The organism is Erwinia sp. TECH1 (assembly GCF_054057575.1).
On sequence record NZ_JBSRZK010000001.1, the window covers coordinates 624,804 to 638,762 of the forward strand.

12 protein-coding genes are annotated in these 13,959 nt (G+C 55.3%); 5 read left to right on the forward strand and 7 right to left on the reverse strand.

Annotated features, from left to right (window positions below):
- Positions 1-165 precede the first annotated feature (165 nt).
- The 4 genes from dicD to aspA all read right to left on the reverse strand — a co-directional run bounded on the left by dicD (position 166) and on the right by aspA (position 5,821).
- On the reverse strand, positions 166-744 hold the full coding sequence (gene dicD, locus ACVWZ0_RS02755) for a division control transcriptional repressor DicD (protein ID WP_253455949.1): 579 nt from the start codon (positions 742-744) through the stop codon (positions 166-168).
- 63 nt (positions 745-807) lie between these two features.
- Positions 808-2,784 (reverse strand): protein-disulfide reductase DsbD, encoded by a 1,977-nt coding sequence (dsbD, locus tag ACVWZ0_RS02760; RefSeq protein WP_369895110.1) that lies wholly within the window; start codon positions 2,782-2,784, stop codon positions 808-810.
- A gap of 188 nt (positions 2,785-2,972) precedes the next feature.
- Positions 2,973-4,274, reverse strand: coding sequence for an anaerobic C4-dicarboxylate transporter (locus ACVWZ0_RS02765; RefSeq protein ID WP_253455942.1), 1,302 nt, complete (start codon positions 4,272-4,274; stop codon positions 2,973-2,975).
- Between the two features lie 116 nt (positions 4,275-4,390).
- Complete coding sequence (aspA, locus tag ACVWZ0_RS02770; RefSeq protein ID WP_253455939.1) at positions 4,391-5,821, reverse strand: aspartate ammonia-lyase; 1,431 nt, start codon at positions 5,819-5,821, stop codon at positions 4,391-4,393.
- 315 nt (positions 5,822-6,136) lie between these two features.
- Here aspA and ACVWZ0_RS02775 point away from each other — a divergent pair, with 315 nt between their 5' ends.
- From ACVWZ0_RS02775 to groL, 3 genes are all read left to right on the forward strand, one after another.
- Positions 6,137-6,598 (forward strand): FxsA family protein, encoded by a 462-nt coding sequence (locus ACVWZ0_RS02775; RefSeq protein ID WP_253455937.1) that lies wholly within the window; start codon positions 6,137-6,139, stop codon positions 6,596-6,598.
- A 211-nt stretch (positions 6,599-6,809) separates the two neighbouring features.
- Positions 6,810-7,103 carry a co-chaperone GroES gene (locus tag ACVWZ0_RS02780; protein ID WP_125290273.1) on the forward strand — a complete coding sequence of 98 codons (294 nt, stop codon included), beginning with the start codon at positions 6,810-6,812 and terminating at the stop codon, positions 7,101-7,103.
- 44 nt (positions 7,104-7,147) lie between these two features.
- Positions 7,148-8,794: a chaperonin GroEL gene (gene groL, locus ACVWZ0_RS02785; RefSeq protein WP_125290274.1), complete on the forward strand. Its 1,647-nt coding sequence runs from the start codon at positions 7,148-7,150 to the stop codon at positions 8,792-8,794.
- 60 nt (positions 8,795-8,854) lie between these two features.
- On the opposite strand, the gene ACVWZ0_RS02790 is transcribed toward groL, so the two are convergent.
- Positions 8,855-10,981, reverse strand: coding sequence for an autotransporter outer membrane beta-barrel domain-containing protein (locus ACVWZ0_RS02790; protein ID WP_253461140.1), 2,127 nt, complete (start codon positions 10,979-10,981; stop codon positions 8,855-8,857).
- A 181-nt stretch (positions 10,982-11,162) separates the two neighbouring features.
- Positions 11,163-11,540, reverse strand: a complete 378-nt coding sequence (locus ACVWZ0_RS02795; protein WP_456783597.1) for a hypothetical protein — start codon at positions 11,538-11,540, stop codon at positions 11,163-11,165.
- 335 nt (positions 11,541-11,875) lie between these two features.
- On the opposite strand from ACVWZ0_RS02795, the gene ACVWZ0_RS02800 reads away from it, so the two are divergent.
- A complete protein-coding gene (locus tag ACVWZ0_RS02800; RefSeq protein WP_253455934.1) occupies positions 11,876-12,226 on the forward strand; it encodes a DUF4156 domain-containing protein in 351 nt (116 codons plus the stop codon).
- A 56-nt stretch (positions 12,227-12,282) separates the two neighbouring features.
- Here ACVWZ0_RS02800 and epmB read toward each other — a convergent pair whose 3' ends face one another.
- Positions 12,283-13,311: an EF-P beta-lysylation protein EpmB gene (gene epmB / locus ACVWZ0_RS02805; protein ID WP_253455932.1), complete on the reverse strand. Its 1,029-nt coding sequence runs from the start codon at positions 13,309-13,311 to the stop codon at positions 12,283-12,285.
- Between the two features lie 41 nt (positions 13,312-13,352).
- On the opposite strand from epmB, the gene efp reads away from it, so the two are divergent.
- Positions 13,353-13,919 carry an elongation factor P gene (efp, locus tag ACVWZ0_RS02810; RefSeq protein WP_125290277.1) on the forward strand — a complete coding sequence of 189 codons (567 nt, stop codon included), beginning with the start codon at positions 13,353-13,355 and terminating at the stop codon, positions 13,917-13,919.
- Positions 13,920-13,959 lie beyond the last annotated feature (40 nt).

Here is a 13,959-nt window from a genome sequence, read left to right on the forward strand (position 1 = left end):
ACGACCTGTGCGGCGCGGCGCACTTACAGTACAGGACGCTGATTAAACGCACCACCGCGCTTACGGCTCAGCGCGCCGCTCTGAGATCGCAGGAGGCTTCCGTGTTTACAGTTTAGCGCGCCGCTCTGAGGCCGCAGAAGGCTTCGGCGCTTACGGCTCAGCGCACTAGCTCAGTGCGCCATTCTTACGGCATAGCGCGATACTCAGCACGTCTTCCGCCAGCGAACGGGCCGTCACCACTTCCTGCACGTTGCGTTTCACCAGCAGCCGGCTCAGGCAGCCCTCCAGAATCAGCTCCATCTGATGAGCGAGCAGTTCCGGGTTATCGGTTTCCAGCTGGGTCAACAGCTCGTGGGTATATTGCCAGGAAGCGCGCTTCTGCTGTTCGGCAACCTGATGGATAGGGTGGTCCGGCTGCGGATAAAAGCTGCACGCGGCCACAAACAGGCAGCCGGGATAGCGGTTATTGTTAACGGCCTCCTCCAGCACCTGATAACGCGCCAGCAGCTTGCGTGCTGGCCCCATAGTGTCATCCAGCAGCAGCTTGCGCCGCCAGATATCAACCTGCTGGCTGTGATAGCGCAGGGCGTCATAGAGCAGCGCCTCGCGGTCGGGCCAGTAGCGTTGCAAATCTTCCTGTTGGCAGGCTGCCGCCTCCGCCATCATGGCGAAAGAGGTGGAGGGGGCCAGCCCGTTCTGCTCGAGTACGTTCAGTGCATGCTCGAGTACCTGTTCACGTTGCAAGCGACTCTCCTCTTGAATGCATTACTTTACGGTCGCGACCGTAAAATTCTTCTCTAGTGTCGTTTACTGCGACAATTTCTGCAAATGCTCCCGGAAGGCTGCGGCATCCATAAAACCGGTCACGCGCGAGCCGGGGATCTCTTTGCCGCTAGCGTCAAAAAACAGGATGGTAGGCAGCCCCAGCACGTTCAGCCGTGCCAGCAGCGCTTTGTCTTCTGCATTATTAGCCGTGACGTTCGCCTGTAACCGCTGCGTTTTATTCAGCGCATTCTGTACCTGCGGCTCGCTGAACGTATATTTTTCAAACTCCTTACAGGCTACGCACCAGTCGGCATAGAGATCCAGCATGGTGATGCCGTTATGCTGCTGCAACGCCCGATCGAGCTGGCTGACGGTGGCGATGCGCGTAAAGCTTAACGTCGTGTGGCTTGCCGTTGCAGGCGCGCCGAACGCCCAATCCTGCAAAGGACGGGCCGCGACCAGCGCCGCCGCCAGCATCAGGATCTGCCCCAGACGCAGCCAGCCGTTAGCGGATTTCAGGCTGATAAAGGCCCAGCCGAAGAAGGCGACGGCCAGCAGGCTCCACAGACGCAGTCCCCAGGCGTCGCCCACCACGCGCTCAAGCAGGAAGACCGGCAGCGCCAAAATCACGAAGCCAAAGCCTTCTTTTACCGTTTGCATCCACGCGCCGCTTTTCGGCAGCAGGCGGTTGCCGAACAGCGTCACCAGGATCAGCGGCAGCCCCATGCCCACGGCGTAGAGCCAGAGCGTGCCCGCCCCGGCCAGCATGTTGCCGCTTTGCGCGATATAAAGCAGGATGGCGCTGAGCGGCGCGGTAGTACAGGGCGAGCAGATCAGACCGGCCAGCGCGCCCATCAAAAAGACGCCCGGCAGCGAGCCGCCCTGCTGACGATTGCTTAACAGCGTTAGCCGGGTTTGCAGCGCAGAGGGGAGCTGGAGCGTAAACAGCCCGAACATTGACAGCGCCAGCAGAATAAACAGCACGGAGAGGCCAATCAGCACCGCTGGCGACTGCAACGCGGCCTGAAAACGCAGCCCGGCAGCGGCGACGATCACGCCCAACGCGGTATAGGTCAGCGCCATACCTTGTACATAGACCATAGCCAGCGCAAACAGGCGCTTCAGCGAATAGCGACGGTTGCCACCAAGGATAATCCCGGAGATCAGCGGATACATCGGCAGCACGCACGGCGTAAAGGCAACGCCGATGCCGATCAGCAGCGCCCACAGCGGCGAGAAGGGCAGTTTATGATCCGGTTGCGCGGGTTGCCCGACGAGGGCGTCGGTCTGCGTGCCGGAGGCCGCATTGCCTGCATCGGTCTGCATAGCGGAGGCAACATTGCCTGCATTAGTTTGCGCATCCGAGGCCGCATTGCCTGCATCGGTCTGCATAGCGGAGGCCGCATTGTCTGCATTAGTTTGTGCATCCGAGGCCACCTTGCCCGCATCGGCTTGCGTACCGGAAGCAGCATTTTCTGCATTAGTTTGCGTATTGGAAATCGCGTTACCTGCCTCAGTTTGCGTGCCGGAGGCCGCGCTTTCCGCATCCGCTGGCGGCTGGCTGGCGGCCGTCACTTCGTTCAGCGGCACGCTGCGGGTTTCCGGCGGATAGCAAAAACCGGCGGCGGCGCAGCCCTGCCAGGTTACGCTGAGCGTCGCGCCCTTTTTCGCTTCCAGCAGCGTTAAAGGCACCGTCAGGCTGTCGGGATAGATTTCCGTTTTGCCGTAAAACTCGTCTTCATGCGGTTTGCCCGCGGGCAGCGCCCAGTCGGCCAGCTTCGCGCCCTGTGCGGTCAGGGAGATTTGCTGGCGATAAAGGTAGTAACCGGGCTTCACCGTCCAGCTGAGCGTCAGCCGATCGGCCCGCTGGCTGAAATCAAAGCTGAAGGCCTGGTCGACGGTGCCGAAGTGGCTGTTGGCGTTGTTGCCAAACAGCGAGGCGCTGGCACTCGTACTAAAGAAGGCGATCAGCGCCAGCAGCAGGCAGGTTGTGATGCGTTTCATCATGACAGGGATCATTTTTCCACTACCGATATAAACCAGAAAACAGGCAGACTCCGACGCGGCGGAGATCTTATGCAAGGCGCAGACTATATCACGGCCTGGCGGCTGCGGCTGTTGCAGGATGTCGCACTGGAAGCAACGGAAAGGGTGTGGTTAAGGCGGGGTTTAACCAGGCGTGCCGTCAGCGCAGCCCGCCCTTATCGCTACAGGAACAGATTGGCGAAGAGAAAGCCAAAGGCGACCGACAGCGCAATCGCCAGCGTGCCGGGCACGATAAAAGAATGATTAAAAACGAATTTTCCGATGCGTGTCGAGCCAGTATCGTCCATTTCCACGGCGGCCAGCAGCGTAGGATAGGTAGGCAGCACGAACAGCGCCGAGACGGCGGCGAAAGAGGCTATCGCGGTATGCGGCGACACGCCCAGCAGCAGCGCCGCAGGCATCAATGCTTTGGTGGTGGCGGCCTGCGAATAAAGCAGGGTGGAGGCAAAAAAGAGGATCACCGCCAGCATCCATGGATAGTCGCGCAGCAGGCTGCCGGCAAAATCCTGAATTTCGTTGATATGCGCTTTGACAAAGGTATCGCCCAGCCAGGCGACGCCCATCACGCAGATGCAGGCGCTCATGCCGGAACGGAACGTGCTGGCGGAGAGGATCTTTGCGGTATCTACTTTACAACTCAGGCAGATCAGCGCCGCAATGGTCAGCATAAAAATCACAATAGCTTCGTTGCGCGGCAGCACGGGGTTCTGGATCAGCCCAACGGTTTCGCTAATCGCGGTAGCGTAAAGCACGACGGCTATAATGCCGATCAAAAACAGCAGTACGGATAGCTTCGCGCCCGGTTTCTCTTTAAATACCGTTTCGCCGCGCAGCGTGACTTCGCCCTTTGCCAGACGCTGCTGATAAACCTGATCTTCATGCAGCTCTTTGCCCAGAAAATTGGTGATCATCGCGGCGATGAAGATCGCGACCATCGTGGAAGGGATCGCCACGGCCAGCAGGCCCAGATAGCTGACGCCCTTCGGTTCCAGAATGCCGGAAAGGAACACCACGGCGGCGGAAATAGGCGAGGCGGTAATGGCGATTTGCGAGGCGACTACCGCAATAGAAAGCGGGCGGGAAGGGCGAACGCCCTGTTCCTTCGCCACCTCGGCAATCACCGGCAGCGTGGAGAATGCCGTATGGCCGGTGCCGGCCAGCAGCGTCATTGCGTAGGTCACCAGCGGCGCCAGAAAAGTGATATAGCGCGGATGCTTGCGCAGCAGGCGTTCGGCCAGGCTGACCAGATAATCCATTCCGCCCGCGACCTGCATTGCCGCAATAGCCGCGATCACGCCCATGATGATTTCAATCACATCGAACGGGATTGCACCTGGCTTAATCTGAAACCCCAGCGTCAGGATCAGCATGCCCACGCCGCCAGCGAAGCCGATGCCGATGCCGCTCAGTCGCGCGCCCAGATAGATCGCCGCCAGCACGACAATAAGCTCAGGTAAAATCATAGTTTGCTCCCCTGGTCTGTTTGGTTATGAATTGGTTGATAGCATGTAACTTGCGGCATAAAAAAAGGCACGTCGTTCTGTGAACCAACGTGCCTTTTTTCGCTTACCGCGGCGGATTACTCTTCATCGGTGTAGCGTTTCGCTTTATAAACCGGATACATCAGGTTCTGGGTCGAGAAAATGTCGTCCAGCTCCGTTTCGGTCAGCAGGCCGCGCTCCAGCACCACTTCGCGCACGCTTTTACCCGTTTCGGCGCAAATCTTGCCGACGATATCGCCGTTATGGTGGCCGATATAAGGATTCAGATAGGTAACGATGCCGATTGAGTTAAAGACGTAGGCTTCGCAAACCGCTTTATTGGCGGTAATGCCGTCCACGCATTTCTCCAGCAGGTTGGCGCAGGCGTTGGTCAGGATAGACACCGACTCAAACAGCGCCTGGCCGATGACCGGCTCCATTACGTTCAGCTGGAGCTGGCCCGCTTCTGACGCCATCGTCACCGTCACGTCATTGCCGATAACCTTAAAGCAGACCTGATTAACCACTTCCGGCACGACCGGGTTGACCTTGGCAGGCATAATAGAAGAGCCGGCCTGCAGTTCCGGCAGGTTGATTTCGTTCAGGCCGGCGCGCGGGCCGGAAGAGAGCAGGCGCAAATCATTACAGATTTTCGACAGCTTCACCGCCAGGCGCTTCAGCGAGCTATGCACCATGACGTAAGCGCCGCAGTCCGAGGTCGCCTCGATCAAATCTTCCGCCGGTACGCACGGCAGATTGCTGACTTCCGCCAGCTTCTGTACGGCCAGCTGCTGATAACCATCCGGCGTGTTAAGGCGGGTGCCGATAGCCGTTGCGCCCAGGTTAACTTCCAGCAGCAGCTCGGCGGTGCGCAGGATGTTTTTGATCTCTTCCTTCAGCAGCACGTTAAACGCGTGGAATTCCTGGCCCAGCGTCATCGGCACGGCATCCTGTAGCTGGGTACGGCCCATTTTCAGGATGGTGTTGAACTCAATGGCTTTACGCTCGAAGCCTTCGCTAAGGTTGCCGATAGCGTCCAGCAGTTGCAGGATCGAGCTGTAAACCGCGATGCGGAAACCGGTAGGGTAGGCGTCGTTGGTGGACTGGCATTTATTGACGTGATCGTTGGGGTTCAGAAACTGATATTCCCCTTTCTGATGGCCCATCAGCTCCAGGCCGATATTGGCCAGCACCTCGTTGGTGTTCATATTGACCGAGGTCCCGGCGCCGCCCTGATAGACATCAACCGGAAACTGATCCATACATTTGCCGTTAATCAGCACTTCATCGCAGGCTTTGATAATGGCGTTGGCAACATTACGGGGAATGGTTTGCAGCTCTTTATTGGCCATCGCGGCCGCTTTTTTTACCATCACCATGCCGCGAACAAAGGCCGGAATATCGCTGATCTTACTGTTACTGATATAGAAATTTTCGATCGCACGCAGCGTATGAACACCGTAGTAAGCATCCGCCGGAACTTCTCGCATACCTAACAGGTCTTCTTCGATACGAATGTCGTTAGCCATGAGCACCTTCTTGTGATTGCTGCCGGTTATACTAGCCAGAGTCAGAATGATCCATGAGTCGCCATCAGTCCGGGACCGATATGTTAACGTTTTGCGTCATCAGGAGCATCACTATATTCGTTAAAATATTGACGCTTTTCACTTTATCGCGAGGTTTTTTTGGCCGTCGTGTTGCCGTTGTTTATCTGACGAGGCGGCAGGGAATTTTCCGCTGACGGTTGAAAAGACGGGGCGACATGCCCATCTTTAATCGATACGATCCTTTTTTCGCCGCTATGCCTGGCGCATGGCGGCTCTAACCGACAGGAGACTGCGGTGCGCTGGTTACCGTTTTTAGTACTTTTTGTTCTCGCCTGGATTGAGATCACTATTTTTATCCAGGTCGCCCATGTGATGGGCGTGCTGCTGACGCTGCTGCTGGTGGTGTTCAGCTCGTGCATCGGTATTTCGCTGGTGAAAAACGAAGGCATGAAGAACTTTATGCTGATGCAGCAAAAGCTGGCGGCGGGGGAAAGCCCGGCGGCAGAGATGCTAAAAAGCGTCTCGCTGATCCTGGCCGGTTTTCTGCTGCTGCTGCCCGGCTTTTTTACCGACTTCCTGGGCCTGCTGCTGCTGCTGCCGCCGGTGCAAAAACACCTGACGCTGAAGCTGATGCCGCACCTGCGTAGCTGGCGCGGGCCTGGCGCGGGGCCGGACAGCGGCTATACCGTGGACGGCGAGTATGAGCGTAAAGACACCACGCTTATCGAACACGACGACAAGCACGACAGGCAGTAATCTTCAGAAAGGCGGGCAACCCGCCTTTTCTTTTATCCGCCGTTTCGCTGACTGTTATTTGTGCAGTTGTGACGCAGAAGCAAAATTTTTATTTTTTACCCCTTGAAAGGGTCGGGCGCTGTCCCTATCTCTTGCGTCACGAGGCCGGTGCCAGTGAAGCCCGGCATTCATCCCAAAATGACTGATTGGACTTCTCAAAGGAGAGCTATCAATGAAAATTCGTCCATTGCACGACCGTGTTATCGTCAAGCGTAAAGAAGTGGAATCTAAATCGGCTGGTGGCATCGTTCTGACCGGCTCAGCAGCAGGGAAATCTACCCGCGGCGAAGTGCTGGCTGTTGGCAATGGCCGTATCCTGGAAAATGGCGAAGTGAAGCCACTGGACGTAAAAGTCGGTGACGTCGTGATTTTCAGCGAAGGCTACGGTGCGAAAACTGAGAAAATCGACAACCAGGAAGTGCTGATCATTTCTGAAAGCGACATTCTGGCAATTGTTGAAGCGTAATTTACGTAACTCATTGAACGAAACGAATTTAAGGGATATTGATAATGGCAGCTAAAGACGTAAAATTTGGCAACGACGCTCGTGTTAAAATGCTCCGTGGCGTTAACGTACTGGCAGACGCAGTAAAAGTAACCCTGGGCCCGAAAGGCCGTAACGTAGTGCTGGATAAATCCTTCGGCGCACCAACCATCACCAAAGACGGCGTTTCCGTTGCACGTGAAATCGAGCTGGACGACAAGTTCGAAAACATGGGCGCGCAGATGGTGAAAGAAGTTGCCTCTAAAGCGAACGACGCAGCGGGCGACGGCACCACCACCGCCACCGTGCTGGCACAGTCTATCATCACCGAAGGTCTGAAAGCCGTAGCCGCGGGCATGAACCCGATGGATCTGAAGCGCGGTATCGATCAGGCCGTTATCGCTGCGGTTGATGAGCTGAAAAAACTTTCCGTTCCTTGCTCCGATTCCAAAGCCATTGCTCAGGTTGGTACTATCTCCGCTAACTCCGATGAGAGCGTGGGTACCCTGATTGCTCAGGCGATGGAAAAAGTGGGCAAAGAAGGCGTGATCACCGTTGAAGAAGGCACCGGCCTGCAGGACGAGCTGGACGTGGTTGAAGGTATGCAGTTCGATCGCGGCTACCTGTCTCCTTACTTCATCAACAAGCCGGAAACCGGTGCGGTTGAGCTGGAATCACCGTTCATCCTGCTGGCTGACAAAAAAATCTCCAACATCCGCGAAATGCTGCCGGTGCTGGAAGCTGTGGCAAAAGCAAGCAAGCCGCTGCTGATCATCGCTGAAGACGTTGAAGGCGAAGCGCTGGCGACTCTGGTGGTTAACACCATGCGCGGCATCGTGAAAGTGGCTGCGGTTAAAGCACCTGGCTTCGGCGACCGTCGTAAAGCTATGCTGCAGGATATCGCTGTGCTGACCGGTGGTACCGTTATCTCTGAAGAGATCGGTATGGAGCTGGAAAAAGCGACGCTGGAAGACCTGGGTCAGGCAAAACGCGTTGTGATCAACAAAGACACCACCACCATCATCGATGGCGTGGGCGAAGAGTCTGTGATCTCTGGCCGCGTAACGCAGATCCGTCAGCAGATCGAAGAAGCGACCTCTGACTACGATCGTGAAAAACTGCAGGAGCGCGTAGCGAAACTGGCAGGCGGCGTGGCCGTGCTGAAAGTAGGCGCAGCAACTGAAGTTGAAATGAAAGAGAAGAAAGCTCGCGTTGAAGATGCTCTGCACGCTACCCGTGCGGCAGTAGAAGAAGGCGTGGTTGCCGGTGGCGGCGTGGCGCTGGTGCGCGTGGCGGCTTTGCTGTCCGAGCTGAGAGGCCAGAACGAAGACCAGAACGTGGGTATCAAAGTTGCGCTGCGCGCAATGGAATCCCCACTGCGTCAGATCGTTTCTAACGCAGGCGAAGAGCCATCTGTGGTCGCTAACAACGTGAAAGCGGGCGACGGTAACTACGGTTACAACGCGCAGACCGAAGAATACGGCAACATGATCGACTTCGGTATCCTGGACCCAACCAAAGTGACCCGTTCTGCGCTGCAGTACGCGGCTTCCGTTGCGGGCCTGATGATCACCACCGAGTGCATGGTCACTGACCTGCCAAAAGCTGATGCGCCAGACTTAGGTGCAGGCGGCGGCATGGGTGGTATGGGCGGCATGGGCGGCATGATGTAAGTCGGCACCCAGCCCCTGTAAGAAAAAAAACCTGCCAGCGATGGCAGGTTTTTTTTATGCCTAAAATCCGATGCGAAAGCCCAGATTGGCGGTCAGAGGGGATTCAACAGCACGCCCTTTTTGATAGGTGAGTTCGCTATACAGTGAAGCATCCCTGGCAAGGCTGATATCGATCCCCGCGCCGTAGCTTCCTGCGCTGGCGTTAGCGGCATCGTTAAAATCCCAGCGATCGTTCAGCCGGACTTTAGCGGATTTGGCGAGTCCGTGCGTTACGCTGGCCTTCAGGTAAGGATCAAGCACGGCTTTACCGAGCCGGACGCGTTTACCCATCTGCAATCCTGTTTCGGCCTGCACCAGGGATGGCTGATAAATTTGCGCTCTCATGCCGTTGCTCAGCGTCATTTGGCTTCCGTCAGCCCGAAAAACCATCATTCTGGCAAAAGGCTCCACCCAATAGTCATCCGCCAGTACGATATGCCAGCCGCCCTCCAGTGCGCCGCCCAGGCCGTACTGATTGTAGCCGCCGCTGACCGCCACGCCGTCGCTCATGCGCGTGTGCAGCCGGCTATTAAAGCGGTTCATTTTGATTGTCGTATCCAGATACAGGCCGCTATCGGCAAACCAGCTGGCGTACGCCCCGATACCGTAGCTGTCAATCTGGCTGTTGCCGCCACGAACATCCCTGACGGAATTATTGGTGATGGAGGCCATTACGCCGACAAGCAAGTTGCCTTGTCCTGCCGCAACGGCTTTATCACCGCCCAGTTCAAAGCCGTTCTGGCCCAGCTTCCAGCGGCTCGTCGCGCTGTTTATCCGGGTGTTTTGGTGAAGATAACGGCCCCAGAGCCCGCCATCGCCGGCTTCCCGACCACGAAGATCGCCCCGACGCTGACGCAAGTTTTGCAGTTCGTTAGTAAAAATAAGCCCTGGCGCCGCAGCCATGTTCAATACGGCATCTGCCGAAGGCGTAAGCGAAGGCTGCGGAGGGTTATCAGGCGCATCGGGCGTATCGGGCACGTCAGGCGTATCGGGTGCATCAGGCCGGGCGCTGTTAGCCAGATACCATGCATTATCTTTCTGGATCAGATCGTACTGCCAGACGCCCGCATCCACTTTCCCGCCATACAGCGCAAACAGCGCCGTATTGGTCGGTCCCTGCACTACCTTGAGCATGGCGTCTGGATCGTCAGGCTCCGCACCGCTGTTCGCCACGCGCAGTAAAAACGTGCCATAGAGGTCGCGGGTAATATTGAGCATATCGCCCTGCATCTTCTGCAAACTGGTATTCAGCGCAAACAGGCCGGCGCCGGTGAGGCTGTCGATCGTTAAGGTATGATATTTATCATTCGGGTCAACATCCGGCATCAGAATCGAGCCGCCGATAAATAACAATTGTTTAATGTGATTATCCGCCGTCATTTTCCACTGCGCGCTTCGGCCGATCTCCAGCGTACCCACACCGGTTATATTGCCTTCCAGCTGGCTGGCGCCGCTTAAAAGAACGTTCACCCGGCTGCTGTCATCCGCAAAAATATCACCCCGGGCATAAATGTTATAGAGTGAGAAATCCACCTGGCTATTATTAAGCGCTTCCAGCAGCTTACCTTCTTTACTGGTGACAGAAGGGGAGCCTGACGAATAATTGTTGCGGAGGGCGATGGCGGCATTACCCTGGTTAACGCTGAAAACGGCTTTCTGTGCGTTGATGGAAGAGTCGCTGACGTCAAACTGGGTTTTATTTTCTCCCGTTATAAATACGCCAACGTTGTTGCTGTTGATAACGGAGTGTTGACTGACGAAAACATTAGCGCCTTCCACATGCAACGCCCCGCAGCCGTTGATGGCGGCGCTCCCCGCATAACAGGCTATTTCATCGCCGTTGCTGGCGGTATTTAACGTTGAGTTATAAATGATCATATCGCTGTTAGCGGCTTCGAGCGCCGAGGCTGCCTTAGCCGACAGTGTGGAGTTGCTGATAAACAAATTGTCCAGCACGCCGTCGTCAGCGCTGTTACGCATTCTGATCGCCGTTCCGTCGCTGGTAATAACAGAATTCATAATATCAACGTTATCGACATCCTGAAGCAGGATGCCGGTGACGCCTATCGCCATTGCGCCCGCATAATCACTGGTGCTGTTGATATCAATCTTTTGCAAAATGGCGGAATCAGTATTTCTGATATCCATCACCGCAAAGTTATGGTTATTAAGTTTACTGTTTTCAACAATCAGGCTGCCGCTATAGACAGATAAAGGGGAAACTCGTCCCTGTCCATTAAAAACGTCGTCCTTAATGGTTACCGTTTTATTATGGTTATTTTGTCCGGTCCTGATACTGCCGTTTACGACAGAGGCATTAATATAAATGTCACCCAGACTGGCTGAGGAGAGCGGGCCTGATATTTCCGGTATAGGTACTGTCAGAAAAAATAATATGGCTGTTATTGCTGTCTATATCGCCTGAAAAGATCGCATTGCTGTTCAACGACAGCGTTGAATCGCTAAACAGATGCGATTGCGGCGAGGGGGTAAACCCCGCTTCCGCGTTGCTGATGGTTAAGCTGCCGCCATTGGTAACGTTAAAAAGGGTTTCTTCGCTTTGCGGCGTATAAATATAAACATGCTCGTTATTAATGTTGACTATATTAGGGGCGCTAAAGGCGAGAGGTAAGTAATTTGTTAAAATTAATAAGCTGCACCCTGTGCCAACGAGTTTCAGTTTTTTTATTACCGGTGTTGAAAACATTGTGATGCCTTAAGAAATAAAGGATAAAGCGTGGTGGGTAGGATTTATTTTATTTATAATAACATCCCTTTTCTTATTAAATTAAACCGGCATTCAACGCTATAAAGAATAATCCTAAACATCATCGGGTTGCGACGGCATCTTGCAATGGGTATGTATATAAAATGCGATAGTTATGAAAACTAATATTGGCATTTTATGATCAAGCAGGCGCTTTCCCCTTTCTTTTGCCATGCCCGTCGACTCTTTTTTTCATCGGCGCAGCAGAAGTTCAGGCGTATCGCCGATTTTATGTTAATCTGCGGATGAGTCTGTTAATAATAATGGAGATTAAAATGCGGATTAACGTCTTGCTGGGGCTCTCTGTCGCGGCGGTGCTGCTGGCGGGCTGTAGCAGCTCTACCAAACTGAGTTCAGCAGGTGAACGCGTCACCTTCACCGACCAACAACCGGCAAGCAGCTGTCAGCTGCTGGGCAACCTGACCGGCTCACAAAGCAACTGGCTGAGCGGTGCAGGCGGCGGTGAAAGCAGCTCTCTGCGCGGCGCGGCTAACGATCTACGCAATCGCGCGGCGGAAATGGGCGGCAACGTCATTTACGGCGCAACCAGCCCAACGCAGAACATCTGGTCAAGCTTCGCGCCGCTGGACAGCAAAATGAGCGGTCAGGTTTATAAGTGTCCCTGAGGCGTTAGCAGCACGGATTACCCGGACAGGAGAAGATTGCCGCTTCTCCTGTTTTTTTATTGCTGACGCAGCTGCAAATCAAGCGGCGTTTTGCTTGGCTCACCGCCAATCTCCCTTGCCAGCTTCGGCACCATATAGCCGGAAACCTGGCTCAGCAGTTCCCGCATAATGTTCCTCGCCTGCTCGTCGGAAACGTAGAAGTGCGCCGCGCCCTGGACTTTATCCAGCACGTGCAGATAGTAGGGCAGGATCCCGGCGTCGAATAGCGCGTTACTGAGCTCCGCCAGCGTGGCGGCGCTGTCGTTGATGCCGCGCAGCAGCACGCTCTGGTTCAGCAACGTGACGCCCGCTCGCTTCAGCTGCCGCATGGCTTCCCGCAGCTCGTCGTCAATCTCGCGCGCGTGATTGATATGGGTGACCAGCAGCGTTTGCAGCCGTGTCTCTGCCAGCCGCTGGCAAAGCGCAGCCGTGATGCGCGCAGGGATAACCACCGGCAAACGAGTGTGGATACGCAGCCTTTTCACGTGCGGGATCTGCTCCAGCTCGGTTATCAGCCACGCCAGCTCGCTGTCTTTCGCCATCAGCGGATCGCCGCCGGAGAAAATTATTTCATCCAGTTGCGGCTGCTGTCGGATATACTCCAGCGCCTGCTGCCAGTTGCGCTTGTTGCCCTGGTTATCCGAATAGGGAAAATGACGGCGGAAGCAGTAACGGCAGTTGACGGCGCAGCCGCCTTTCACCAACAGCAGCGCGCGATTATGATATTTATGTAACAGACCCGGCACTACGCTGCTTTGCTCGTCGAGCGGATCGGTACTGTAACCTGGCGCATCGATAAACTCCTGGCTTTGGGTGATCACCTGGAGCAGCAGCGGATCCTGCGGATCGCCCTTTTGCATTCTTGCCGCAAAAGCGCGCGGCACGCGCAGAGCAAAAAGACGGCGCGCGTTGGCGCCGCCCCGAAGCTCAGGATGTGAATCAAGGCCTAAAAGCTGTAATAATTCATCAGGGTCGGTGATTACATCTGCAAGTTGATGCAACCATTCTTCTCGCGAAGGGGTATTTAGGGTTACAATGTGTGCCATTTTTTTGGCTAAGTACCAGTATTAAATTGTAGAGGGCCTTTATGGCGACTTATTCTAGCAACGATTTCCGTCCCGGTCTTAAAATCATGTTCGAAGGCGAGCCTTATGCCGTCGAATCCAGCGAGTTTGTTAAGCCAGGTAAAGGCCAGGCGTTCGCACGTGTGAAAATGCGTCGTCTGCTGACCGGCACTCGCGTTGAGAAGACCTTTAAGTCTACCGACTCCGCCGAAGGCGCAGACGTAGTAGATACCAACCTGAACTACCTGTACAACGACGGCGAGTTCTACCACTTTATGCACCCGGAAACCTTCGAACAGCACCCTGTCGAAGAGAAGACTGTTGGCGACGCGGCAAAATGGCTGCTGGACAACGCAGAGTGTATCGTGACGCTGTGGAACGGCAAGCCGATTCAGGTTCTGCCGCCAAACTTCGTTGAGCTGGAGATCGTGGATACCGATCCAGGCCTGAAAGGCGATACTGCCGGTACCGGCGGCAAGCCAGCCAAACTTTCTACCGGCGCGGTAGTGAAAGTGCCTCTGTTCGTACAGATTGGCGAAGTGATTAAAGTAGACACCCGTTCGGGCGAATACGTTTCTCGCGTAAAATAAGTGGTATGGGCCTGCCTGCGCGGGCCCTTATTTTTTCCCG

Excerpts from the sequence above, each read along its gene's own strand:
- dsbD (WP_369895110.1), bottom strand. The coding sequence starts at position 2,784 with ATGATCCCTGTCATGATGAAACGCATCACAACCTGCCTGCTGCTGGCG.
- ACVWZ0_RS02765 (WP_253455942.1), bottom strand. The coding sequence starts at position 4,274 with ATGATTTTACCTGAGCTTATTGTCGTGCTGGCGGCGATCTATCTGGGC.
- aspA (WP_253455939.1), bottom strand. The coding sequence starts at position 5,821 with ATGGCTAACGACATTCGTATCGAAGAAGACCTGTTAGGTATGCGAGAA.
- ACVWZ0_RS02780 (WP_125290273.1), top strand. The coding sequence starts at position 6,810 with ATGAAAATTCGTCCATTGCACGACCGTGTTATCGTCAAGCGTAAAGAA.
- groL (WP_125290274.1), top strand. The coding sequence starts at position 7,148 with ATGGCAGCTAAAGACGTAAAATTTGGCAACGACGCTCGTGTTAAAATG.
- ACVWZ0_RS02790 (WP_253461140.1), bottom strand. The coding sequence starts at position 10,981 with ATGGATATCAGAAATACTGATTCCGCCATTTTGCAAAAGATTGATATC.
- ACVWZ0_RS02795 (WP_456783597.1), bottom strand. The coding sequence starts at position 11,540 with ATGTTTTCAACACCGGTAATAAAAAAACTGAAACTCGTTGGCACAGGG.
- ACVWZ0_RS02800 (WP_253455934.1), top strand. The coding sequence starts at position 11,876 with ATGCGGATTAACGTCTTGCTGGGGCTCTCTGTCGCGGCGGTGCTGCTG.
- epmB (WP_253455932.1), bottom strand. The coding sequence starts at position 13,311 with ATGGCACACATTGTAACCCTAAATACCCCTTCGCGAGAAGAATGGTTG.
- efp (WP_125290277.1), top strand. The coding sequence starts at position 13,353 with ATGGCGACTTATTCTAGCAACGATTTCCGTCCCGGTCTTAAAATCATG.